The organism is Catenuloplanes atrovinosus, from assembly GCF_031458235.1.
GTDB classification, from domain to species: Bacteria; Actinomycetota; Actinomycetes; order Mycobacteriales; family Micromonosporaceae; genus Catenuloplanes; species Catenuloplanes atrovinosus.
Genome location: NZ_JAVDYB010000001.1, coordinates 24,488 through 44,979, shown reverse-complemented (window position 1 = coordinate 44,979; position 20,492 = coordinate 24,488). Strand labels below are relative to the sequence as shown.

18 protein-coding genes and 2 tRNA genes are annotated in these 20,492 nt (G+C 72.0%); 13 read left to right on the top strand and 7 right to left on the bottom strand.

Going from position 1 to position 20,492, the window contains the following annotated elements:
* Positions 1–15: 15 nt before the first annotated feature.
* Positions 16–1,470 (bottom strand): 3-isopropylmalate dehydratase large subunit, encoded by a 1,455-nt coding sequence (gene leuC / locus J2S41_RS00185; protein ID WP_310361414.1) that lies wholly within the window; start codon positions 1,468–1,470, stop codon positions 16–18.
* A 49-nt stretch (positions 1,471–1,519) separates the two neighbouring features.
* Here leuC and J2S41_RS00180 point away from each other — a divergent pair, with 49 nt between their 5' ends.
* Positions 1,520–2,206 (top strand): IclR family transcriptional regulator, encoded by a 687-nt coding sequence (locus J2S41_RS00180; protein WP_310376203.1) that lies wholly within the window; start codon positions 1,520–1,522, stop codon positions 2,204–2,206.
* 1,762 nt (positions 2,207–3,968) lie between these two features.
* On the opposite strand, the gene J2S41_RS00175 is transcribed toward J2S41_RS00180, so the two are convergent.
* The 4 genes from J2S41_RS00175 to J2S41_RS00160 form a co-directional block, all read right to left on the bottom strand.
* Positions 3,969–4,041: transfer RNA gene (locus tag J2S41_RS00175), tRNA-Glu, on the bottom strand.
* A gap of 153 nt (positions 4,042–4,194) precedes the next feature.
* Positions 4,195–4,266: transfer RNA gene (locus J2S41_RS00170), tRNA-Gln, on the bottom strand.
* Between the two features lie 119 nt (positions 4,267–4,385).
* A complete protein-coding gene (locus tag J2S41_RS00165) occupies positions 4,386–5,189 on the bottom strand; it encodes a fumarylacetoacetate hydrolase family protein (RefSeq protein ID WP_310361411.1) in 804 nt (267 codons plus the stop codon).
* 10 nt (positions 5,190–5,199) lie between these two features.
* Positions 5,200–5,643: a GNAT family N-acetyltransferase gene (locus tag J2S41_RS00160; RefSeq protein WP_374728095.1), complete on the bottom strand. Its 444-nt coding sequence runs from the start codon at positions 5,641–5,643 to the stop codon at positions 5,200–5,202.
* Between the two features lie 26 nt (positions 5,644–5,669).
* Here J2S41_RS00160 and J2S41_RS00155 point away from each other — a divergent pair, with 26 nt between their 5' ends.
* On the top strand, positions 5,670–6,503 hold the full coding sequence (locus tag J2S41_RS00155) for a 3-methyladenine DNA glycosylase (RefSeq protein ID WP_310361405.1): 834 nt from the start codon (positions 5,670–5,672) through the stop codon (positions 6,501–6,503).
* Here J2S41_RS00155 and J2S41_RS00150 read toward each other — a convergent pair.
* Complete coding sequence (locus tag J2S41_RS00150) at positions 6,479–7,267, bottom strand: Rossmann-fold NAD(P)-binding domain-containing protein (protein ID WP_310361402.1); 789 nt, start codon at positions 7,265–7,267, stop codon at positions 6,479–6,481. The two genes, J2S41_RS00155 and J2S41_RS00150, sit on opposite strands and share 25 nt — an antisense overlap.
* Positions 7,268–7,394: 127 nt before the next feature.
* Here J2S41_RS00150 and J2S41_RS00145 point away from each other — a divergent pair, with 127 nt between their 5' ends.
* The 6 genes from J2S41_RS00145 to J2S41_RS00120 all read left to right on the top strand — a co-directional run bounded on the left by J2S41_RS00145 (position 7,395) and on the right by J2S41_RS00120 (position 13,818).
* On the top strand, positions 7,395–8,417 hold the full coding sequence (locus J2S41_RS00145; RefSeq protein WP_310361399.1) for a pectate lyase family protein: 1,023 nt from the start codon (positions 7,395–7,397) through the stop codon (positions 8,415–8,417).
* Positions 8,418–8,558: 141 nt separating this feature from the next.
* Positions 8,559–9,518: a pectate lyase family protein gene (locus J2S41_RS00140; protein ID WP_310361397.1), complete on the top strand. Its 960-nt coding sequence runs from the start codon at positions 8,559–8,561 to the stop codon at positions 9,516–9,518.
* Between the two features lie 113 nt (positions 9,519–9,631).
* Entirely contained in the window at positions 9,632–10,957 is a 1,326-nt protein-coding gene (locus tag J2S41_RS00135) for a M16 family metallopeptidase (RefSeq protein WP_310361394.1), read from the top strand.
* Complete coding sequence (locus J2S41_RS00130; protein ID WP_310361391.1) at positions 10,954–12,294, top strand: M16 family metallopeptidase; 1,341 nt, start codon at positions 10,954–10,956, stop codon at positions 12,292–12,294. Before J2S41_RS00135 ends, J2S41_RS00130 begins: the two co-directional genes overlap by 4 nt.
* Before the next feature lie 102 nt (positions 12,295–12,396).
* Positions 12,397–12,756: a response regulator transcription factor gene (locus tag J2S41_RS00125; protein WP_310361388.1), complete on the top strand. Its 360-nt coding sequence runs from the start codon at positions 12,397–12,399 to the stop codon at positions 12,754–12,756.
* 87 nt (positions 12,757–12,843) lie between these two features.
* Entirely contained in the window at positions 12,844–13,818 is a 975-nt protein-coding gene (locus J2S41_RS00120; RefSeq protein ID WP_310361385.1) for an endonuclease/exonuclease/phosphatase family protein, read from the top strand.
* A 924-nt stretch (positions 13,819–14,742) separates the two neighbouring features.
* Here the strand turns inward: J2S41_RS00120 and cimA are convergent.
* On the bottom strand, positions 14,743–16,338 hold the full coding sequence (cimA, locus tag J2S41_RS00115; protein WP_310361382.1) for a citramalate synthase: 1,596 nt from the start codon (positions 16,336–16,338) through the stop codon (positions 14,743–14,745).
* Between the two features lie 243 nt (positions 16,339–16,581).
* Here cimA and J2S41_RS00110 point away from each other — a divergent pair, with 243 nt between their 5' ends.
* The 5 genes from J2S41_RS00110 (at position 16,582) to J2S41_RS00090 (ending at position 20,108) form a co-directional block, all read left to right on the top strand.
* On the top strand, positions 16,582–17,064 hold the full coding sequence (locus tag J2S41_RS00110; protein WP_310361381.1) for a carboxymuconolactone decarboxylase family protein: 483 nt from the start codon (positions 16,582–16,584) through the stop codon (positions 17,062–17,064).
* A gap of 50 nt (positions 17,065–17,114) precedes the next feature.
* Complete coding sequence (locus tag J2S41_RS00105; RefSeq protein ID WP_374728094.1) at positions 17,115–17,621, top strand: PRC-barrel domain-containing protein; 507 nt, start codon at positions 17,115–17,117, stop codon at positions 17,619–17,621.
* A gap of 62 nt (positions 17,622–17,683) precedes the next feature.
* Positions 17,684–18,451, top strand: a complete 768-nt coding sequence (locus J2S41_RS00100; RefSeq protein ID WP_310361379.1) for a tyrosine-protein phosphatase — start codon at positions 17,684–17,686, stop codon at positions 18,449–18,451.
* 40 nt (positions 18,452–18,491) lie between these two features.
* Positions 18,492–19,319, top strand: a complete 828-nt coding sequence (locus J2S41_RS00095) for a helix-turn-helix transcriptional regulator (RefSeq protein ID WP_310361377.1) — start codon at positions 18,492–18,494, stop codon at positions 19,317–19,319.
* A gap of 30 nt (positions 19,320–19,349) precedes the next feature.
* Positions 19,350–20,108 carry an SDR family NAD(P)-dependent oxidoreductase gene (locus J2S41_RS00090; RefSeq protein WP_310361375.1) on the top strand — a complete coding sequence of 253 codons (759 nt, stop codon included), beginning with the start codon at positions 19,350–19,352 and terminating at the stop codon, positions 20,106–20,108.
* The last annotated feature ends 384 nt before the right edge of the window (positions 20,109–20,492 follow it).

Genomic DNA, 20,492 nt, shown 5'->3' with positions numbered 1-20,492 from the left:
CGGAAACCCTTTCGGCTACAGGTCCGCGGGGGCCGCGAGGTGGCCCAGGACGGCGGTGGCGGCGGCGACCGGCGGCGACACCAGGTGGGTGCGGCCACCCTTGCCCTGGCGTCCCTCGAAGTTGCGGTTCGAGGTCGACGCCGAGCGCTGGCCGGGCTTCAGCGTGTCCGGATTCATGCCCAGGCACATGGAGCAGCCCGCGAAGCGCCACTCCGCACCGGCCTCGGTGAAGACCCTGTCCAGCCCCTCCGCCTCGGCCGCCTCGCGCACCTTGGCGGAGCCGGGGACCACCATCATGCGTACGCCGTCGCGCACCCGGTGACCCCGCAGCACGTCGGCCGCGGCGCGCAGGTCCTCCAGGCGCCCGTTCGTGCACGAGCCCACGAACACAACGTCCACCGGGATCTCGCGTAACGGGGTGCCGGGGGTGAGGTCCATGTACTCCAGCGCCCGCTCGGCGGCGGCACGCTCGGTCTCGCCGTCGAAGTCGGCCGGACTCGGCACCACGCCGTCCAGCGCCACGCCCTGGCCCGGGTTGGTACCCCAGGTCACGAACGGGCTGATCGCGTCCGCGTCCAGGATCACCTCGGTGTCGAAGACCGCGCCCTCGTCGGTGGCGAGACTGCGCCAGTAGTCCACGGCCTCGACCCACGCGGTGCCGGTCGGCGCGTACTGCCGGCCCTTCAGGTATTCGAACGTGGTCTCGTCCGGCGCGATCATGCCGGCCTTGGCGCCCCACTCGATGGACATGTTGCAGATGGTCATCCGGCCCTCCATGGAGAGCTTGCGGATGGCCTCGCCCCGGTACTCCACGATGTGGCCGCGGCCACCGCCGGTGCCGACCTGCGTGATCAGCGCCAGCACCAGGTCCTTCGCGGTGACGCCGGGCTTGAGCTCGCCGACCACGGTCACCGCCATGGTCTTCGGCCGGGCCTGCGGCAGCGTCTGCGTGGCGAGCACGTGCTCGACCTCGCTGGTGCCGATGCCGAACGCCAGCGCGCCGAACGCGCCGTGCGTGGCGGTGTGCGAGTCGCCGCAGACCATGGTCAGACCGGGCTGGGTCAGGCCGAGCTGCGGGCCGATCACGTGCACGATGCCCTGCTGCTCGTGGCCGAGCGGATGCAGGCGCACCCCGAACTCCGCGCAGTTCTTGCGGAGCGTCTCGATCTGCGTGCGCGACGTCGGGTCGAGGATCGTCATCAGCTCGCCGCGGCGGGCGTTGAACGACGGGTCGTCGTACCCCGTCGGGGTGTTGTGATCCTCGGTCGCCAGCGTGAGGTCCGGCCGCCGCACCACGCGCCCCGCGAGGCGCAGTCCGTCGAACGCCTGCGGGCTGGTCACCTCGTGCAGGAGATGGAGATCGATGAATAGCAGATCCGGCTCACCCTCGGCCGATCGGACCACGTGGGCGTCCCAGACCTTCTCGGCCAGGGTCCGCGGCGAAGCGGGCTGTGGATTGGCTCCCACCATCTGGACATCCTAAATTCTGGGAGGTATGTTTCGGCTTGTGGGACACAGTATGAGCGGTGTCGGCGTTCTCGACAAGGCGGTGGTCATCCTGGCCGCCTGTGTCGACGGCGCCAGCCTGGCCGAACTCGTCGAGCGCACCAAGCTGCCGCGCGCAACGGCACACCGGCTCGCGCAGGCCCTGGAGATCCACCGGATGCTGGTCCGCGACACCCAGGGCCGCTGGCGCCCCGGCCCCCGCCTGGGCGAGCTGGCCAACGCCGCGCCGGACGTGCTGCTCACCGCCGCCGAGCCGCTGATGGCGGCGCTCCGCGACGCGACCGGCGAAAGCGCCCAGCTCTACCTGCGCCGGGCCGACGAACGACTCTGCGTCGCGGCGGCGGAGCGCGCCAGCGGGCTACGGGACACGGTTCCGGTCGGATCGGTGCTGCCGATGACCGCGGGCTCGGCCGCGCAGATCCTGCTGGCGTGGGAGCCGCCGGAGGCGGTCATGCCGCTGCTGCCACGCTGCAAGTTCACCGGCCGCACGCTGGCGGAGGTCCGGCGCCGCGGGTGGGCCCAGAGCGTGGCGGAACGGGAGCCGGGCGTGGCGAGCGTGTCGGCCCCGATCCGGGACCGGACGGGCCGCGTCATCGCGGCGGTGAGCATCTCCGGACCGATCGAGCGACTGGGACGGCGCCCGGGCGACCGTCATGCGATGGCGGTGGTCCGGGCCGGGCAACGGCTCTCGGGGTTGTAGAGGCGCGGCGGTCTTGCGGGGTTGCGGTGGGCCGGTTGTGACTCGCCGCGTGGAGTTTCGGGGAGTTTCGGGGATCTGCCTCGCGGTTTCCGGCTCTCGGGACTGTTGGCCGGTACGCCGCCTGCGGCGTGGCTCGATTGCCGCTGGGATTCCTGCCGCGTCTGCGTTCCCGGCGTGTGCCTTGACGTTCCGGGGCCTTGGTTGCCGCTTCCCGCGCGCCTCCTTGCGTCTCCGGCGTGTGCCTTGGCATCGTGCCGCTTCCGGCACGGCCGCCTGCCTGGCGGCTCACCCGGGACGGAGGTCGTGGCACGGCGGGTGGTCACGTCCGGCGTGGCCGCCATGCCGCGTGCGGCGCGTTTCCCCGCCGCCCTACCGGTGCCGGCGTGCGTTCCTTCACCTTGCCGCTTCCGGCGTGGTTCCTTTCGCCTTGCCGCTCCCGGCGTGGTTCCTTTCGCCTTGCCGCTCCCGGCGTGGCCACGTGCCGCCTTAGCGGTACGGATCGGTGGCTTCCTGTCCTGCTACTGCCGGCATGGTTGCTTGCCGGCCCGCCGCTCCAGGCAGCGCTTCCTGTCGCCTAGGCGTTTCGGTGTGGTCGCTTGCCGCGTTGTCCCGGGCTTGCCGCCAGCGGCACGCCACCGCTGGACCCGCATGACGCCACGCATGACGTCGTCATCGGTCGTGCAGGCGGGCGCGACGCCGCGACCGTGCGGAGTACAGACCCGGTCGCCGGATGCGAATCCTTCGCCGTGATCGAGGCGTGCGGTCCGGCCTCTCCCGCGAGACGCGGCATGGTTGCTTGCCGGCCTGCCACTCCAGGCAGCGCTTCCTGTCGCCTAGGCGTTTTCGGTGTGGTCGCTTGCCGGGGTTGTCCCGGGCGTGCCGCCAGCGGCACGCCACCGCTGGACCCGCATGACGTCGTCATCGGTCGTGCAGGCCGGCGCGACGCCGCGACCGTGCGGAGTACAGACCCGGTCGCGGGATGCGAATCCTTCGCCGTGATCGAGGCGTGCGGTCCGGCCTCTCCCGCGAGACGCGGCGTCGAGAAAGGCGGCGGGCGGTCCGGGCCTTGTCCGGGGGTCCACGTGGCGGGACAACGCGTAGAACCACGGTGGCTTCGGCGGGCCGCAGCCGGATCGCCGTGAAAATGCAAGACCACGCGGCTTTCTGCAAGCGGTCCACCCGCGAACGCGCCGCGGACCGCAACCGGGTGACCGCACTCACGTCCCGCACGCCGCCGACGACAGCTGTTGACTGCGTGGCCGATTAGACAGCCAGCTGGCCGGCCGGGCCGGTATCCGTGCGGAGCGGGCTGCCCCTCGTTTACCGCGCAAAGCCGGCCACGCCGGAGGCCGTCCAGAACCGGCAGCCCTGGCTGCCGCGCACAACCGCCGCGCCGGAAGCCGGACACCCCAACAACCGCGCGAATCCGCCGCGCCGGAAACCGTCGGCAACCGGCCGGAAGTCAGCCGCCCCGGCAACCCCGCAAGACCCGCCGCGCCGGAAACGTCGACAACCGGCCACGACGGCAACCGCACAAACCGGCGACCCCTACAACCGCACAAAACCGGCCGCGCCGGAAGCCGTGCGGGACCGGCGCCTCAGGCGTTCGAAGCCGGCGCATCCGGCCGGGTGAGGGGTTCGGCCGGCGACTCGCAGCAATGGCGGGTCTTTCTTTCCGAAAGATGCCACTCGACCGTGCATGATCGGGAAAGATGGGAGAAAGGGAAAGGCCCGCCTCACTGTCGTGAGACGGGCCTCGATGTAGTCCCGAAGGGATTCGAACCCTCGCTACCGCCTTGAGAGGGCGGCGTCCTAGGCCGCTAGACGACGGGACCTCGGACTTTCTTGATCTTGCTCTTACTACCTTACCAGGCTCTCCAAGCTGGTTTGCTTGGCCCTGCCTGCCCTGCTCTCTTGCCGAGCCGCCTTGGCTGGCGGCCGCTGGAACCTTACCAGATCCAGCTTCGTGACCCTTTCGGGTTACGTTGCTGGGGTACCAGGACTCGAACCTAGACTAACTGAACCAGAATCAGTCGGGCTGCCAATTACCCCATACCCCATCGGCGCTTGCGGCGCCGGAAAGAACTTTACCTGACCCCATGGTGCCCGCCAAATCGGGCCGCCGCCCGGCGTTCGGGCATATTCCCCGCGCGCCCGCCGGGCGGCATCCCGATGCAGGTCAGCGCGCCGCGACCGGGTTGTTCAGCTCGCCGATGCCCTCGATCTGGACCGAGACGATGTCACCGTCCGTGATGGTGGAGACGCCGGCGGGCGTACCGGTGAGGATGATGTCGCCGGGCAGCAGCGACATCACGTGCGAGACGTACGACACCAGGGACGGCACATCGAAGACCATGTCTTTGGTGCGGCCGAGCTGGCGCACCTCGCGGACCTCGTTGGCGCGCCCGACCTCGCAGCGCACCTCCAGGTCGGAGACGTCGAGCCGGGTCTCGATCCACGGGCCGACCGGGCAGAACGAGTCGAAGCCCTTGGCGCGGGTGAACTGCACGTCGTTCTTCTGGAGGTCACGGGCGGTGACGTCGTTCGCGCAGGTGTAGCCGAAGATGACCTTGTCGGCGTCACGGCGGTCGATCCGGCTGACCGGGCCGGTGCCGCCGATCACCACGGCCAGCTCGGCCTCGTGCTCGACCTGCTGGGACTGCACGGGCAGGCGGATCGTGTCGTTCGGTCCGATCACGGACGACGACGGCTTGAGGAACATCAGCGGCTCCTTGGGAACCGCGTTCCCCAGCTCGGCGGCGTGATCGGCGTAGTTGCGGCCGATGCCGATCACCTTGCTGGAGAAGATCGGGGCGAGCAGGTGGACGTCGGCGACGGCCCACCGCTTTCCGGTGAACGTGACCGGCTCGAAGGGGGTCCGGTCGATCTCGGCGACGGTCAGTCCGGCGAGGCCGGCGCCGGCCTCGCCCTCGACCACTCCGAACGACACCCCACCGGCGTGAACGAAACGAGCAAAGCGCATGCCGTCGAGCCTAAATCTCCAGCTTGAAACCGACGTGGCTGGGCGTGAAGCCGAGCCGTTCGTAGAAGCGGTGCGCCGCCGTGCGCCGGCCGTGCGAGGTGAGCTGCACCAGCGAGCACCCGCGCCGCTTCGCCTCGTCGACGGTCCAGCGCATCAGCTCGGCGCCCAGCCCCTGGCCACGCCGGTCCGACGCGATCCGCACCGCCTCGACCAGCCCGCGGGTGCGGCCGCGGTGCGCCAAGCCGGGGATGACCGTCAGGTGCAGCGTGCCCACGATCACACCGTCGAGTTCCGCCACCACCAGCAGTTGCGCCGGATCGGCGTCCAGGAGCTCGAAGGCCCGGCGGTACGGAGTGAGGTCTGCCACCGTCTCCCGCTTCCGCCCCTGCTCGTCGTCGGCCAGCAACTCCACGATCGCCGGGAGGTCGGCCGCCACGGCCCGTCTCATCATCATGCAACCCATCGTCCTACGCTTGATGGATGCCCCTTCTCGACGAGCGGACCTGGCGCGCCCGGGAGGCCGCGCACGAGGCGCGCGTCGACGCGTGGATCGTGCCGCACCTCGAGCGGCGCCGCCGTGGCGTCAAGCACCCGGTGCTGGACTTCCTGTTCTCGTACTACTCGCTGCGGCCGGCGCAGCTGCGGCGCTGGCATCCCGGCTACGGCGTGACGCTGGAGAGCGGGCCGGCCTTCGACCACGACGCGTTCCTGGCCAAGCGCGGCGAGTCGGTGGCGTGGATCCGGGCGCTGCTGGCCGCGACCGCGGCACGGCCGGCGCAGTTCGGCTGCTTCGGCATGCACGAGTGGGCCATGGTCTACCGGCAGACGCAGGAGGAGGTGCGGCACAACGCGTGGCCGCTGCGCCTGTCGCCGGACGACACCGCGGCCCTGGTGGAGGAGCGCGGCGTGCGGTGCAGCCACTTCGACGCGTTCCGGTTCTTCACCGCACCGGCCCGTCCGCTGAACGTGCTGCAGCCGACCCGCGAGCGGCAGACCGAGCTGGAGCAGCCCGGCTGCCTGCACGCGAACATGGACGTCTACAAGTGGGCCTACAAACTCGGCCCGCTGGTGGAGTCGGAGCTGGTGGCGGACGCGTTCGAGCTGGCCTGCGACGTGCGGAGCCTGGACATGCGGGCCAGCCCGTACGACCTGGCGGCGCTCGGCTACCCGCCGGTGCGGATCGAGACGCCGGAGGGCCGTGCCGAGTACGCCGCCGCGCAGCGGAGCTTCGCCGCGCGGGCCCGGCCGCTGCGCGAACGCCTGATCGCCGCGATCGACGCGCTGCCGGCTCACCACCCGGCGTCGGCCGCGTAGTCCGCGAAGCGCTTCGGTGGGCGGCCGGTGACGCGCTCCACCGTGTCCAGCGGAACGGAGTCGCCCTGGGCGGCCAGCGCGGCGAACGCGGCCACGTCTCGCGCGATCTGATCGGCGGGAACGCCGAAGGAGGACATCGCGGCACGGTACGCCCCCTCCGTACCGTCGAAGCGCACCTCGCGGCCGGAGGCCGTGGCGACGATCGCACAGGCCTCGCCGAACGAGAGCGCCTCCGGGCCGGTCACCTCGTAGGTCGCGCCCGCGTGGCCGTCACCGGTGAGCGCGGCGACCGCGACGGCGGCGATGTCACCGGCGTCCACGAACGTCTGGCGCACGCCGCCGACCGGGATCGCCACCGTGCCCGCCGCCACGGCCGGGCGGAGGAAGCCCTCGTCGAAATTCTGGTCGAACCAGTCGGCGCGCACGACGGTCCACTCGGTGCCGCCGTCGCGGACGGCGCGCTCGGCCGCGAGCAGCCGGTCGTCGCCCATCACGTCGATCGAGCGGCTGGAGAGCAGCACGACGCGCCGCACGCCGGACCGGGCGGCCAGCGCGACCAGCTCCGGATCGACGGGCACGCCGTCCGGTGCCATCAGGAACATCGCGCTCGCGCCGGTGACCGCGGGCTCCCACGTCGCCGGCGCGGACCAGTCGAAACGGGACGGCGCGGACCGGGACGCCGGCCGCACCTCGGAACCGGTGGCGCGCAGCCGCGCCACCACACGTCGCCCGACCGTGCCGCCGGGCCCCAGTACGAGAATCATGTCCGCAGTCAAACACCGGGGTACGACAGTTTTCGCATCGATTGACACGGATCGACGACCCGGCTTAGATTCGGGTTCCGTCTCAGGGTCTGCCACCTGAGCCTCCGCTCGCACGGAAGGCAGACCCATGTCCAGAACACGTCTCCGGCCGGTCGTCGCGCTCGTCACGGCCGCGTTCCTCGTCGCCACGACCGGTGGCGCCCACGCCGGGCCCGTACCCATGGCGGAGTCCTCGCCCATCGGGTTCGCGTCCGTGAACGCGCTCGGGCAGAACGGCACCACCGGCGGCGCCGGCGGCCCGACGGTCACGGTCGGCACCGCGGACACGCTGATCGACTACCTGTCGCGCACCGGGCCGTACACGATCCAGGTCCAGGGTGCGATCACGCTGCCCACCGGCAGCTCGGACGGCATGCACCAGGTGACCTCGGACAAGACGCTGATCGGGCTGGGCGCCACGGCCGAGATCCGCGGCGGCGGGCTGAACATCGGGCTGCCGGTGGACGACGACGTGACCTCCCCGCCGGCCGACGCGGTGCACAACGTGATCATCCGGAACCTGCGGTTCAGCGGTGCCACCGACGACGCGATCAACGTGCAGATGTTCACGCACCACGTGTGGATCGACCACAACGACCTGTGCTGTGGGGACGACGGCCTGGTCGACATCAAGCGCGGCTCCGACTTCATCACGGTGAGCTGGAACCGCACGCACGACCACGACAAGACCATGCTGCTCGGGCACGACGACGAGAACGCGGCGCAGGACGTCGGGCGGCTGCGGGTCACGTACCACCACAACTTCTTCGACGGCTCCGACCAGCGCAATCCGCGGGTGCGGTTCGGCGAGCCGGTGCACGTGTTCAACAACTACTGCCGCAACGCCAGCTACTGCATCGTCTCCGCGATGAACGCCGGCCTGGTGGTGGAGAACAACTACTTCGAGAGCGTGAACAACCCGGGCCGCGTCGACTTCAGCGGCGATCTGGGCCGGCTGGTGGCGCGCGGCAACATCCTGGTCGACGTCAACCACGAGATCGAGACGCGCGGCACGGTCGTCGAGCCGTCCACGTACTACTCGTACCGCCTCGACCCGGCGGCCGACGTCCCCGCGATCGTCTCCGCCGGCGCGGGCGTGGGCAAGATCTAGACGGATTCCACGCATCGGCTTTTCATCGATTGACATCTATCAGTCGCGCCCCGTAACGTCCCGCGGAAGACACCGAGGGGTCTGCCACCCGCGGATCGGCCCGGCGCACCGCCGTGCCGTCACCCGACCGAGAGGCAGACCATGCGACGCCGCACCCTTCTGACCGCCGCCGCGGCCACCCCGATCGCCGCCGCGCTACCGGGCCTCGCGCTCCCGGGCGCCGCGCACGCGGCCGAGTCAGCGCCCACCGGCTTCGCCTCGCTGGGCACCGGCACCACCGGCGGCGCGGGCGGCACCGTCGTCACCGCGACGCACGCGGACCAGTTCCTGGAGTACATCGACACCGTGGGCCCGCTGGTCATCCAGGTGAACGGGCTCATCGAGATCAGCAGCAAGCAGGGCGTCCGGCCGAACAAGACCATCATCGGCATCGGTACGAACGGCCGGATCAACGGCGGCGGCCTGGACCTCTACCGGTCGTACAACGTGATCGTCCGGAACCTGCTGTTCACCAACGCGGAGGACGACGCGATCAACGTCGGCCAGGAGTCGCACCACGTCTGGATCGACCACAACACGTTCCGTGACGCCGTGGACGGGTCGATCGACGTCGTGCGCGGCGCCGACTTCGTCACCGTCTCGTGGAACCACTTCGACCACTCGGACAAGAGCATGCTGATCAGCCACTCGGACGGGGCGGCCGGCACGGACGTGGGGCACCTGAGGGTGAGCATCCACCACAACTGGTTCGACAACAGCCGGCAGCGGCACCCGCGCGTGCGCTTCGGCGAGCCGGTGCACGTCTACAACAACTACTTCCTGAACAACGAGCTCTACGGCGCCGCGTCCACCGAGAACGCCGGCCTGGTGGTGGAGGGCAACTACTTCGAGAACGTGCCGTACCCGCTCTTCTCCGCCAGCGGCTATGCCGACTCCGGCCCCGGCCGGGCCGTCGCGCGCAACAACACGCTGGTCAACTCCGGCCCGCTGGAGACGTCCGGCAGCGTGGTCGAGCCGTCCACGTACTACGCGTACACGCTCGACGCGCCCTCGTCCGTGCCCGCACTGGTCCGGGCGGGCGCCGGATACGGCCGCGTCTAGAGACCAGGATCACCCGGGGGTACGCCCTGCGCGTACCCCCGGCGGTTGACCCTCTCCACGGACGATCGGCGGGGATACTGGGAAGCCTGCCCCGACTGTGAGAGGGAGGCTGCGTGCCGTCAGCGAACGCGCCCGGTGGAACCGGCACCGGATATCCGTGGCCCATCGAGACCACCCGGCTGGGCAACGGCCTGCGGGTGGTGGTCAGTGAGGACCGCTCCGCACCCGTGGTCGCCGTGAACCTCTGGTACGACGTCGGTTCACGCCACGAGCCGGAGGGCCAGACCGGTTTCGCGCACCTCTTCGAGCACCTGATGTTCGAGGGGTCGGCGCACGTGGCGAAGACCGAGCACATGAAGCTGATCCAGGGTTCCGGCGGCTCGCTCAACGCCACCACGAACCCGGACCGGACCAACTACTTCGAGACCGTGCCGGCCGAGCACCTGGAGCTGGCGCTCTGGCTGGAGGCCGACCGGATGGGCGGCCTGGTGCCGGCGCTCACCCAGGAGACCCTGGACAACCAGCGCGAGGTGGTGAAGAACGAGCGCCGCCAGCGGTACGAGAACGTGCCCTACGGCGACGCGTGGCTGCGCCTGCTGCCGCTGCTCTACCCGGCGGGCCACCCGTACCACCACTCCACGATCGGATCGATGGAGGACCTGAACGCGGCGGACCTGGCCACGTTCCAGGCGTTCCACACCACCTACTACCGGCCGAACAACGCGGTGCTGACCGTCACCGGCGACGCCGGCGCCGCCGAGGTGTTCGCGCTGGCGGAGAAGTACTTCGGCGCGATCGAGGCGGGCGAGGTCCCGCCGCCGCCGGACTCCGCGCTGCCCGGCGGCCTGCCCGAGCCGGCCCGCGAGGTGGTCCGCTCGGACGTGCCCGCGCCGCGGTTCTACCTGTCGCACCGCACCGCGCCGTTCGGCACCCGGGAGTACGACGTGATCACCGTGCTGGCCGGCGTGCTCGGCAACGGCCGCGGCAGCCGCCTCTACCGGCGGCTCGTCGACGAGGCGCGGCTCGCCCAGCCGGACAACGTCGGCGCGTACGGCGTGGACCTGGCCCACGCGCCCGCGCCGCTGATCGTCTCGGCCACCGCGAAGGACGGCGTGGACGCGGACGCGCTGGAGGCCGGCCTGACCGGCGTGCTCGACGAGCTGGCCGCCGGCGACATCACGGACGAGGAGATCGAGCGCGCCAAGGCGCTGCTCACCACGCAGTGGTGGCGCCAGGTCTCCACCGCGGGCGGCCGCTCCGACCTCCTCGGCCGGTACGCCACGCAGCTCGGCGACCCGGCGGCCATCCGCGACCAGCTGCCGTCCTGGCTCTCCGTCACGCGCGACGAGCTCGCCGCCGCGGCGGCCACGCTGACCGCGGGCAGCCGGGTCACGCTGGTCTACCTGCCTTCCGAGCCCGCAGAGGAGAACGACAAGTGACGCTGGTTTCCGAGCGCCCGGGGACCGGCGCGCCCCGGCCGTACGTGTTCCCCCGCATCGTCCGGCGCGAGGTCGCCGGCGGCCGGGTGATCGCCGCGCACCTGCCCGGGCAGGCGCTGTCCGTGGCGACGCTGCTGCTCGACGGCGGCGCCGGGCACGAGCCGGCCGGCCGCGAGGGCCTCGCGTCGGTGGTCGCCAAGGCGCTGGAGGAGGGCACCGCCACGCGGGACGCCACCGCGTACGCGCTGGCGCTGGAGGGGCTCGGCGCGGAGCTGTCCACCTCGGCCGACTGGGACACGTTCCTGGTCGGCACGTCCGCGCCCGCACACCTGCTGCCGCGCGCGCTGGAGCTGGTCGCGGAGGCGGCCCGCACGCCCGCGCTGCGCCCGGAGGACGTGGAGCGGGTCCGCGACGACGAGGTCACCGGCCTGAAGATGGACTGGGCCTCGCCCGGCCCGCGCGCGGACGCGGCGCTGCGCGCGGACCTGTTCGGCGCGGGCCACCGCTACGGCCGGCCGCTGCACGGCGACCCGGAGTCGGTCGCGGCCGTGACCGTGGACGACGTGCTGGCGTTCCACCGCACCTGGCTGACCCGGCCCGGCGTGCTGATCGTGGTCGGCGACCTGGACGTGCTCGACCTGGACGCACTGGCCGCGACCGCGTTCGCCGGCACCACGCCGGCGCCGTTCTCCTCGGACGGGCCGCTGGACGTTCCGGTCGCGGACTCGCGGCGCATCCTGCTGGTGGACCGGCCCGGCTCGGTGCAGTCCACGCTGCGGCTCGGGCACCGGGCGCCGCACCGCGCGCACCCGGACTACGTGCCGATGACGCTCACCGGCACGGTGCTCGGCGGCGCGTTCACGTCCCGGCTGAACCACCTGATCCGGGAGGTGCGCGGGTACACGTACGGCATCCGCGGCGACTTCGGGCTGGCCCGGCGCTTCGGGCGGCTGCTGATCAGCGCGGGCGTGCAGACGAAGTTCACCGCCCCGGCGCTGGTCGACACGATCGGCGAGATGTCCCGTACCCGGTCCGGCGGCGTCACCGAGGACGAACTGGCGGTGGCGCGCTCCTGGCGGGCCGGGCAGCTCTCGGTGGAGATGCAGACGCCGGGCGCGATCGCCGGCGCGCTGACCACGCTGGTCGTGCACGGGCTGCCGGACGACTACTACCCGCGGCTGCGCGAGTCGCTGCTCTCCGCCACCGTGGACGAGGTCTCCGCGGCCGCGGCCACGCACCTGCACCCGGAGGGCCTGACCATGGTGGTGGAGGGCGACGCGGCGCTGATCCGCGACGACCTGGTCGCCACCGGTCTGGGTGAGGTCGTCGACGCCTGATTCACCCGTGCGGGGTGGGAACCGGCCCGGTTCCCACCCCTCACAGCCGTCTCTCAGCATGGCTTCATCACCACCGCAGCCTCGTTTGACAGGGTCCCTCGCATGGGCTCCACAGCAGACGCACGGGCCGGCGCGTCCGGCCGGGTCCTGGTGGCCGACGACGACGCGAACGTCCGGCGGCTGCTCTCGATGACGCTGCGCGCCGCCGGTTTCGAGGTGCTCACCGCGCCGGACCGGGTACGCGCGGTCGCCGCGGCCGCCTCCGCCCGCCCGGACGTGGTGGTGCTCGGCCTGACCGTGCCGGGCGTCGCGGACGAGATGCGCGCGTCGGAGGCGCCGCCCGCGGTGCTGTTCCTCACCGCGCGGCAGAGCCCGGAGCAGCGTCCCGGCGAGGCGGCGTACCTCAGCAAGCCGTTCGCGCTGGCCGACCTGGTCGCGCGGGTGCGCGCGCTGGCCGGCTGACGTTCCGCGCGCGGCGATCGTTGCGTCGCATTACGCACACCGGCGTTTCGTGGCGGACCTGTGCCCCGCGCCGATACCGTCCCGGACATGAGTGTGGATCTTTCCCGGAAGACCTCGCTGCTGACCACGCTCTGCTGGGTCGCGGCGGTACCGTGCGCGGTGTGGGCGCTGGTGCGCGCGCTCGGCCTCGACTACGGGCCGATCATCCAGCTGATCGCGTTCACGCCGTACGTCACCGGCGGCACCCTGGTCGTCGCCGCGCTCACGCTGGCGCTGCGCCGTTGGTGGGCGGCCGGCCTCGCGGTGCTGGCCGCGGTGGCGCTCACCGCGATGGTGCTGCCCCGCGCGCTGCCCGACCCGGACCGCGGCGCGGGCGGCGGCCCCGCGCTGCGCGTGATGGCCACGAACGTGCTCGGCGGCGGCGCCGACCTGGACGCGCTGATGGAGCTGATCCGCGGGCACCAGGTGGACGTGCTGGCGATCCAGGAGTTCACTCCGGAGGTGGAGGCGGGCCTGGAGTCGCGCGGGCTGGCGGCGATCCTGCCGTACCGGCAACTCAACCCGATCTTCTCGGCGGCCGGGTCCGCGCTCTACTCCCGGTATCCGATGACCGACGCCGGGGTACGCGAGCACCCGTCAGAATTCACCCAGGCGTACGGCACGCTGACCGTGCCCGGCGCCGTACCGGTGGTGGCCGAGTCCGTGCACCCGATGGCACCCTGGGGCGCGCCGGTGCTGGACGACTGGCGCGTGGACCTGCACAACGAGCCCCGCGCCACGCCGGACGGCCCGCCACGGATCCTGCTCGGCGACTTCAACTCCACGCTGGACCACTCCCCACTGCGCGACCTGATCGCCTCCGGCTACCGCGACGCGGCCGACGCCACCGGCAAGGGCCTGACCGGCACCTGGCCGTACGACGGCTCCCCGATCCCCCCGGTCCAACTGGACCATGTGCTGGTCGACGAACGCATCCGGGTGGAGTCCATGGAAATTTTGGACCTGCCGGGCTCCGACCACCGCCCGGTCTTCGCGGAACTGTCCCTGCCGCGCGCGGGGTAGCGGCGCCGGGGGCGGTGCCAAGACCGGCCCCGCTTCCGGCCCGGCCCCGGCCGCGGCCCCGCTTCCGGCCCGGCCCCGGCCCGGCTTCGGGCCCCGGCCCGGCTTCCGGCCCGGCCCCGGTTCCGGCCCGGTCCCGGCCCGGCCCCGGGCCCGGTCTTGGCACCGCCGGGCCCTGATCTCCGCTAGTCCCAATCCCCCGGGCTAAGTGCCGGTCCGCGATTGGCCCTGCTTCGGGCGCTCCGCGCCCGAAATTTCGGCATATCGAGGGCAGCAGATGATCGTCCACTGTGGCTTTGTGAGGCTCAGGCACGTAATTCGCGCCGAATAACGTGCCTGAGCCTCACAAAGTGAGCGGACCGCGTGGGCGCCGGCCCGCGCGACCCTGCCTTCCCGGCGGGGAACGCGGAACCGGTACTCGCCGGCCGCGATATGTGCGGGCTCCGTTCCGCGGAACGGAGCCCGCACAGAGGCGGCGGGCGGTTCGCGTGGCGGCGTTCCGCTAGCGGAGCGGCCGCCACGCGTGACGTGGCCCGGCCCACGGCGTCGGCCCGTGGGTTTTCCCGGCCACGCCGGAACCGGCTCCGTCGCCGCGAGCGGAGCGGAGCGCCAGCGGAGTCGGAGCCCGCGGCGAGGTTTGCCCGCGGGAGCATGCGGACCGCGACCACGCCGGAAGCGGGAAAACCGGGGCCGGGGTCGTTGTCCCAGGAGCCGGCACGGCGCCCACGGGAACGTGCGGAACTCAGCCACGCCGGAAGCGGAGAATCGGGGTCCGGGTCGTTCGTCCCGGAGCCTGCACAGCGCCACCGGGAGACGCGGAATCCAGCCACGCCGGAAGCGGAAAGCGGGTGCGGGACCGCTTCCGGAGCGGCGCGGTGTCTGCGGGACGTGCGGAACCGGGCCGCGCCGGAAGCGGTGGAGCGATCGTCAGCGGGTGAGTGACGCGGTGGCGTGGTTGACGCCGTAGGTGAGGGCGTCGACGAGGGCGTGCCAGGAGGCCTCGACGACGTTCTCGTGGACGCCGACCGTGGTCCAGCCGCCGTCGGCGGCGGCCTTGGTGCCGACCAGGACGCGGGTGACGGCGGAGGTGCCGTGGGAGCCCTCCAGGATGCGGACCTTGTAGTCGGCGAGCTCGAACGTGGCCAGCGCGGGGTAGTGGGCGGACAGGGCCTGGCGCAGTGCCTCGTCGAGCGCGTTGACCGGGCCGTTGCCCTCGGCGGTGGCGATCACCCGGCGGTCGCCGACGCGGAGTTTCACGGTGGCCTCGGAGATGACCGCGCCGTCCTCGCGGTGTTCGACGATCACCCGGTACGACTCGAGGGAGAACGGGCGGGCCGGCTCGGCGCCGGGGAGTTCGGAGCGGACCAGCAGCTCGAACGAGGCGTCGGCGGCCTCGAAACTCCAGCCGTCCGCCTCCAGTTCCTTGACCCGCTTGGTGACCCGGGACAGCGCCTCCGGCTGGCCGGCCAGGTCGACACCGAGCTCGCGTGACTTGAGCTCGATGCTGGCCCGGCCGGCCATCTCGGTGACCAGGATGCGCATGTCGTTGCCGACCACGGCCGGGTCGACGTGGTTGTAGAGCACCGGGTCCACTTTGATCGCGCTCGCGTGCAGCCCCGCCTTGTGGGCGAAGGCGGCGGCCCCGACGTAGGCCTGGTGGGTGTCGGGGGCGATGTTGGCGATCTCGGCGATGCCGTGCGCGACGCGCACCGCCTTCTCCAGGCAGCCGTCCGGTAGGACCGGCAGCCCGAGCTTGAGTTGCAGGTTGCTGACCACGGCGAACAGGTCGGCGTTGCCGGGGCGCTCGCCGTAGCCGTTGGCGGTGCACTGGAAGTGCTTCACGCCGGCCTCGACCGCGGCGATCGTGTTCGCGACCGCGCAGGAGGTGTCGTTCTGGCAGTGGATGCCGAGCCGGGCGGCGCCGATGCCGAGCCGGGCGGTGAGGTCCGAGATCGCGGCGGTGACCCGGGACGGGAGCATGCCGCCGTTCGTGTCGCACATGACCACGACCTCGGCGCCGGCGTCCAGCGCGGCGCGCACCACGGACGCGGTGTAGTCCGGGTCGAACCGGTAGCCGTCGAAGAAGTGCTCGCAGTCGAGGAAGACGCGGCGGCCGTTGGCGACGAAGTGGGCGACGCTGTCCCGTACCATCGCGAGGTTCTCGTCCCCGGTGGTGCGCAGCGCGCGCTCGACGTGCCGGATGTCCGACTTGGCGACCAGGCAGACGACCGGCGCCTCCGAGTCGAGCAGCGCCCGGATCTGCGGGTCGTCCGCGACGTCGACGCCGGCCTTGCGGGTGGAGCCGAACGCGACCAGCTTCGCGTGCGTGAGGTCCAGTTCGTCCCGGGCTCTGCGGAAGAACTCGGTGTCCTTGGGCATCGCGCCCGGCCAGCCGCCCTCGATGAAGCCGACGCCGAACTCGTCGAGCAGCCGGGCGACCGCGAGCTTGTCGGCGACCGAGAAGCTGATCCCCTCGCGCTGCGCGCCGTCGCGGAGCGTCGTGTCGAACACCTGGAATTCCATGGCCATACCTTCTTTTTGTTCGGACCAACAAAAAGACCCCCCGCGGTCGCGGGAGGTCTGCGCACTCGGCGAGGGGATGCCGGTGCGCTAGGTGCCAATAATCAGGGCGGAGTACGTCACGGTGGCAAGCTTGCCACCGCTGTCCACTCCTCGGTGGCAGAAACCCACAATCCGGGACGGGCGATCAGGGTGAACCTTTCTGAGCTGCGTGAGACGCTTCCGCCGTACGCGGATGATCTGCGGGTGAATCTCGGCCGCGTGCTGCTGGACACGCCGCTGACCGAGGCGCGGGTCTGGGGTGCGGCACTGGCCTGCGCGATCGCGGCCCGGAACGCGACCGTGATCCGGGTGTTCGCGGCGGAGGCGGCCGCGCGGCTGGCGCCGCCCGCGGTGGAGCAGGCGAAGGCCGCCGCGTCGATCATGGCGATGAACAACGTGCACTACCGCGCCACGCACCTGCTCGGCGGCGCGCGCCGGCCGGCCCGGCTGCGCATGCGCGCGATCACGACGCCCGCGCTCGCCGCCGCCGGCGTCACCAAGGCCGACTTCGAGCTGTGGTGCCTCGCCGTCTCCGCCATCGCCGGCTGCGAGGTCTGTCTGCACAACCATGACCAGGGGGTACGCCGCGCGGGGCTGACCGCGCAGGACGTGCACGAGGCGCTGCGGATCGCCGCCGTCGTGCACGCGGCCGCGGTCACCCGCGACGCCGTGGAGGCGCTTGGTTAGAGCCCGGCGCAGCGGGGTATGTCGATCCGTGACAGGGCAACACAGGGTCGATGACGAGGAGGAAAGCCATCATGACTGGCCCTACGCCTCAGACGCCGCAGCACGCGTACGACCCCGCCACCAGTCCGGAGACGGGTACGTATCGCACCCCGGACCCGGGTGGGCTGGCACAGTCGCGCGCCGAGGGCTGGAGCCCGTGGGACTACCGCGAGGACTCCGGCGTGACCGGCGCGGCGCTGTCCGGTTACAAGGTCGAGGCGACCGACGGCCACATCGGCAAGGTCGACTCGGCCAGCACCGAGGTCGGTGCCGGTTACCTGGTGGTCGACACCGGGCCGTGGATCTTCGGCAAGAAGGTCCTGCTGCCGGCCGGCGTGGTCAACAACGTGGACCACGACGACCACAAGGTCTACGTGGACCGCACCAAGGATCAGATCAAGGCCGCTCCCGAGTACGACGACGAGCGGCACGGCGACCCCGCGTACCGGGACAAGCTCGGTAGCTACTACGGCGACTCGTACGGGACGCCGGGCGGGATCGCGCCGCCGCGCATCTGAGAGCGGCGCGTGTGACCAACGGCCGGTGGAGCTGCAGCTCCACCGGCCGTTATCCTCCGCGGGTGGAGACGACCCGCAGCTATCCGTTCTCGGCCACCTTCAACTTCCGTGACGTCGGCGGCTACGCCGGGCTGGACGGCCGCACGGTCCGCTGGCGCCGCCTGTTCCGCTCCGACTCGCTGCACCGGCTGGACGCCGCGGACGAGGCCGCGTTCCGCGAGCTGGGCATCAAGTCCGTGATCGACCTGCGCCGGCCGTACGAGGTGACCCGCGACGGGCGTGTGCCGGAGCACTTCGGCCTGGAGTACCACCACATCCACCCGGAGCACGCGGAGTGGGACGAGACGCCGTTCGAGGGCAGTGGCCTGACCAACGCGCGCTGGATGGCCGACCGCTACCGCGACATGGTCACCACCGGGGCCCAGGGCTGGGGGCAGGCGCTCAACCTGATCGCCGAGGAGTCGTCCGCGCCCGTGGTGGTGCACTGCGTGGCCGGCAAGGACCGCACCGGCATCGTGATCGCGCTGACGCTCGGCCTGCTCGGCGTCTCCGACGACGACATCATCGCCGACTACAGCCTGAGCACGGAGGCGTCCGAGCGGTTCTCCGCGTACGTGCGGAGCACCTGGGCCGGCACGGACGCGTACCCGACGCCGTTCTTCGGCTCCCACCCGGACACGATCGCCGCGTTCCTCACCGAGCTGCGCGACCGCCACGGCTCGATCGAGGCCTACGCCCAGCACGCCGGCGTCTCTCCCGGCGCCGTCGCCGCGATGCGGGCCCACCTGCTCACGGACGATTCCACGGACAGGTCGTCCCTGGATACGTAGGCCCTTAATCCGGGGCGTGACTCCAGGTCATGCTGGTGTCATGACCGATCGCGCCCAACTGGCCGACTTCCTCCGCACCCGCCGGGAGGCGCTGCAACCCGAGGACGTGGGGTTGCAGCGTGGACCGCGCCGGCGTACCGGCGGGCTGCGCCGCGAGGAGATCGCGGCACTGTGCGGGATGTCGGCCGACTACTACGCGCGGATCGAACAGCAGCGCGGGCCGGTGCCGTCCGAGCAGATGCTGGCGGCGGTCGCGCGCGGGCTGCGGCTCACGCTGGACGAGCGCGACCACCTGTTCCGGCTGGCCGGGCACGCGACGCCGCGCCGTACCGTGCACACCGACCACGTCACGCCCGGGCTGATGCGAATCCTGGACCGGCTCGCCGACACACCGGCGATGGTGTTCAACGGGCTCGGCGAGACGCTGCTGCAGAACCGGCCCGCGATCGCGCTGCTCGGCGACGACTCCCGGTGGACCGGGCGGGCCCGCGCCACGGTCTACCGCTGGTTCACGGAGCCGGAGGCGCGGCGCTACTACCCGGCCGAGGACCACGCGCTGCACGGGCGGGTCTTCACCGCCCAGCTGCGCGCCGCGTTCACCCGCGACGGCCGCGCCTCCCGCGCGGCCGAGTTCGTCGACGCGCTGCTCGCGGTCAGCGACGAATTCCGTGAGATCTGGGCGGTGCACGACGTCACCGCCACGCACCTCGACGCGAAGCGGATCGCCCATCCCGAGCTCGGGATCATCGAGGTGCACTGCCAGACGCTGGTCGACCCCGGCCAGTCCCAGACGCTACTGGTGTTCACGGCCGTGCCGGGCAGCCCGAGCTACGAGAAGCTCGCGCTCCTGTCGGCCGTCGGCCTGTAGCTCCCGTTATCACCGTTCGAGGGGACCACCATGTCCAAAATCGCCCTGATCACCGGCGGCAACCGCGGTCTCGGCCGTGCGTACGCGCTGGCGCTGGCCGACGCCGGCGTCGACCTCATCCTGACCTACCGCACGCCCGCGAAGTCCGCCGTGGACGAGGTCGTGGCGGAGGTCGCGCGGCGCGGCCGTACCGCGGTCGCGATCCCGCTGGACACGCGGGAGATCGGCGCGTTCGACGACTTCGCGGCCGCGGTGCGCGACGCGCTGCGCGCCACCTGGGACCGCGACAGCTTCGACCACCTGCTGAACAACGCGGGCACCGGCCCCGGCGCGACCATCGCGGACACCACGGTCGACCTGGTGGACGAGGTGTTCGCGGTGCACTTCCGCGGCGTGTTCTTCCTGACCCAGAAGCTGCTGCCGCTGCTCGCGGACGGCGGCCGCATCCTCAACTTCTCCACCGGCCTGGCCCGCTTCGTCGACCAGGGCTACTACTCCGCGTACGGTGCGATGAAGGGCGCGGTCGAGGTCTTCACCCGCTACCTCGCCGCGGAGGTCGCGCCGCGCGGCATCTCCGCCAACGTCGTCGCACCGGGCGCCATCGCCACGGAATTCGGCGGCGGCCTGCTGCTGGACGAGCACGTGGGGGCGGCGATCGGCGCCCACACCCGCATGGGCCGCATCGGGCGGCCGGAAGACGTGGCGGGAGTGGTGGTGGCACTGCTCACCGGCGCCACGGGGTGGATGACGGGGCAGCGCATCGAGGCCTCGGGCGGCCAGCACATCTGACCGGCGGGGGCCTGGCGGGGCCGGCGGGCCGGCAAGGGTCGGCAAGGGCGAGCGGGCCGGCAAGGACCAGCGGACCGGCAAGGGTCGGCAAGGGCCAGCGGACCGGCAAGGACCAGCGGACCGGCAGGCCGGCAGACCGGCAAGGGCCAGCGGACCGGCAAGGGTCGGCAAGGGCCAGCGGACCGGCAAGGGCCAGCGGACCGGCAAGGGCCAGCGGACCGGCAAGGGCCAGCGGACCGGCAAGGGCCAGCGGACCGGCAAGGGTCAGCGGACCGGCAAGGCGCGGCGGAGGTCTGTCGGCGGGGTCCGGCGCAGCGCTCGTGGCGGCTGGCTTTGCAAGACACTGCGGCTCAGCAGTCCGTCGAATACCGGGCTTCGCCGGCG

What these genes read in the sequence shown, in the direction of transcription:
- leuC (WP_310361414.1), bottom strand. Translation starts at nt 1,470, where the DNA reads ATGGTGGGAGCCAATCCACAGCCCGCTTCGCCGCGGACCCTGGCCGAG.
- J2S41_RS00180 (WP_310376203.1), top strand. Translation starts at nt 1,520, where the DNA reads ATGAGCGGTGTCGGCGTTCTCGACAAGGCGGTGGTCATCCTGGCCGCC.
- J2S41_RS00165 (WP_310361411.1), bottom strand. Translation starts at nt 5,189, where the DNA reads ATGCGCTTTGCTCGTTTCGTTCACGCCGGTGGGGTGTCGTTCGGAGTG.
- J2S41_RS00160 (WP_374728095.1), bottom strand. Translation starts at nt 5,643, where the DNA reads ATGATGATGAGACGGGCCGTGGCGGCCGACCTCCCGGCGATCGTGGAG.
- J2S41_RS00155 (WP_310361405.1), top strand. Translation starts at nt 5,670, where the DNA reads ATGCCCCTTCTCGACGAGCGGACCTGGCGCGCCCGGGAGGCCGCGCAC.
- J2S41_RS00150 (WP_310361402.1), bottom strand. Translation starts at nt 7,267, where the DNA reads ATGATTCTCGTACTGGGGCCCGGCGGCACGGTCGGGCGACGTGTGGTG.
- J2S41_RS00145 (WP_310361399.1), top strand. Translation starts at nt 7,395, where the DNA reads ATGTCCAGAACACGTCTCCGGCCGGTCGTCGCGCTCGTCACGGCCGCG.
- J2S41_RS00140 (WP_310361397.1), top strand. Translation starts at nt 8,559, where the DNA reads ATGCGACGCCGCACCCTTCTGACCGCCGCCGCGGCCACCCCGATCGCC.
- J2S41_RS00125 (WP_310361388.1), top strand. Translation starts at nt 12,397, where the DNA reads ATGGGCTCCACAGCAGACGCACGGGCCGGCGCGTCCGGCCGGGTCCTG.
- J2S41_RS00120 (WP_310361385.1), top strand. Translation starts at nt 12,844, where the DNA reads ATGAGTGTGGATCTTTCCCGGAAGACCTCGCTGCTGACCACGCTCTGC.
- cimA (WP_310361382.1), bottom strand. Translation starts at nt 16,338, where the DNA reads ATGGAATTCCAGGTGTTCGACACGACGCTCCGCGACGGCGCGCAGCGC.
- J2S41_RS00105 (WP_374728094.1), top strand. Translation starts at nt 17,115, where the DNA reads ATGACGAGGAGGAAAGCCATCATGACTGGCCCTACGCCTCAGACGCCG.
- J2S41_RS00095 (WP_310361377.1), top strand. Translation starts at nt 18,492, where the DNA reads ATGACCGATCGCGCCCAACTGGCCGACTTCCTCCGCACCCGCCGGGAG.
- J2S41_RS00090 (WP_310361375.1), top strand. Translation starts at nt 19,350, where the DNA reads ATGTCCAAAATCGCCCTGATCACCGGCGGCAACCGCGGTCTCGGCCGT.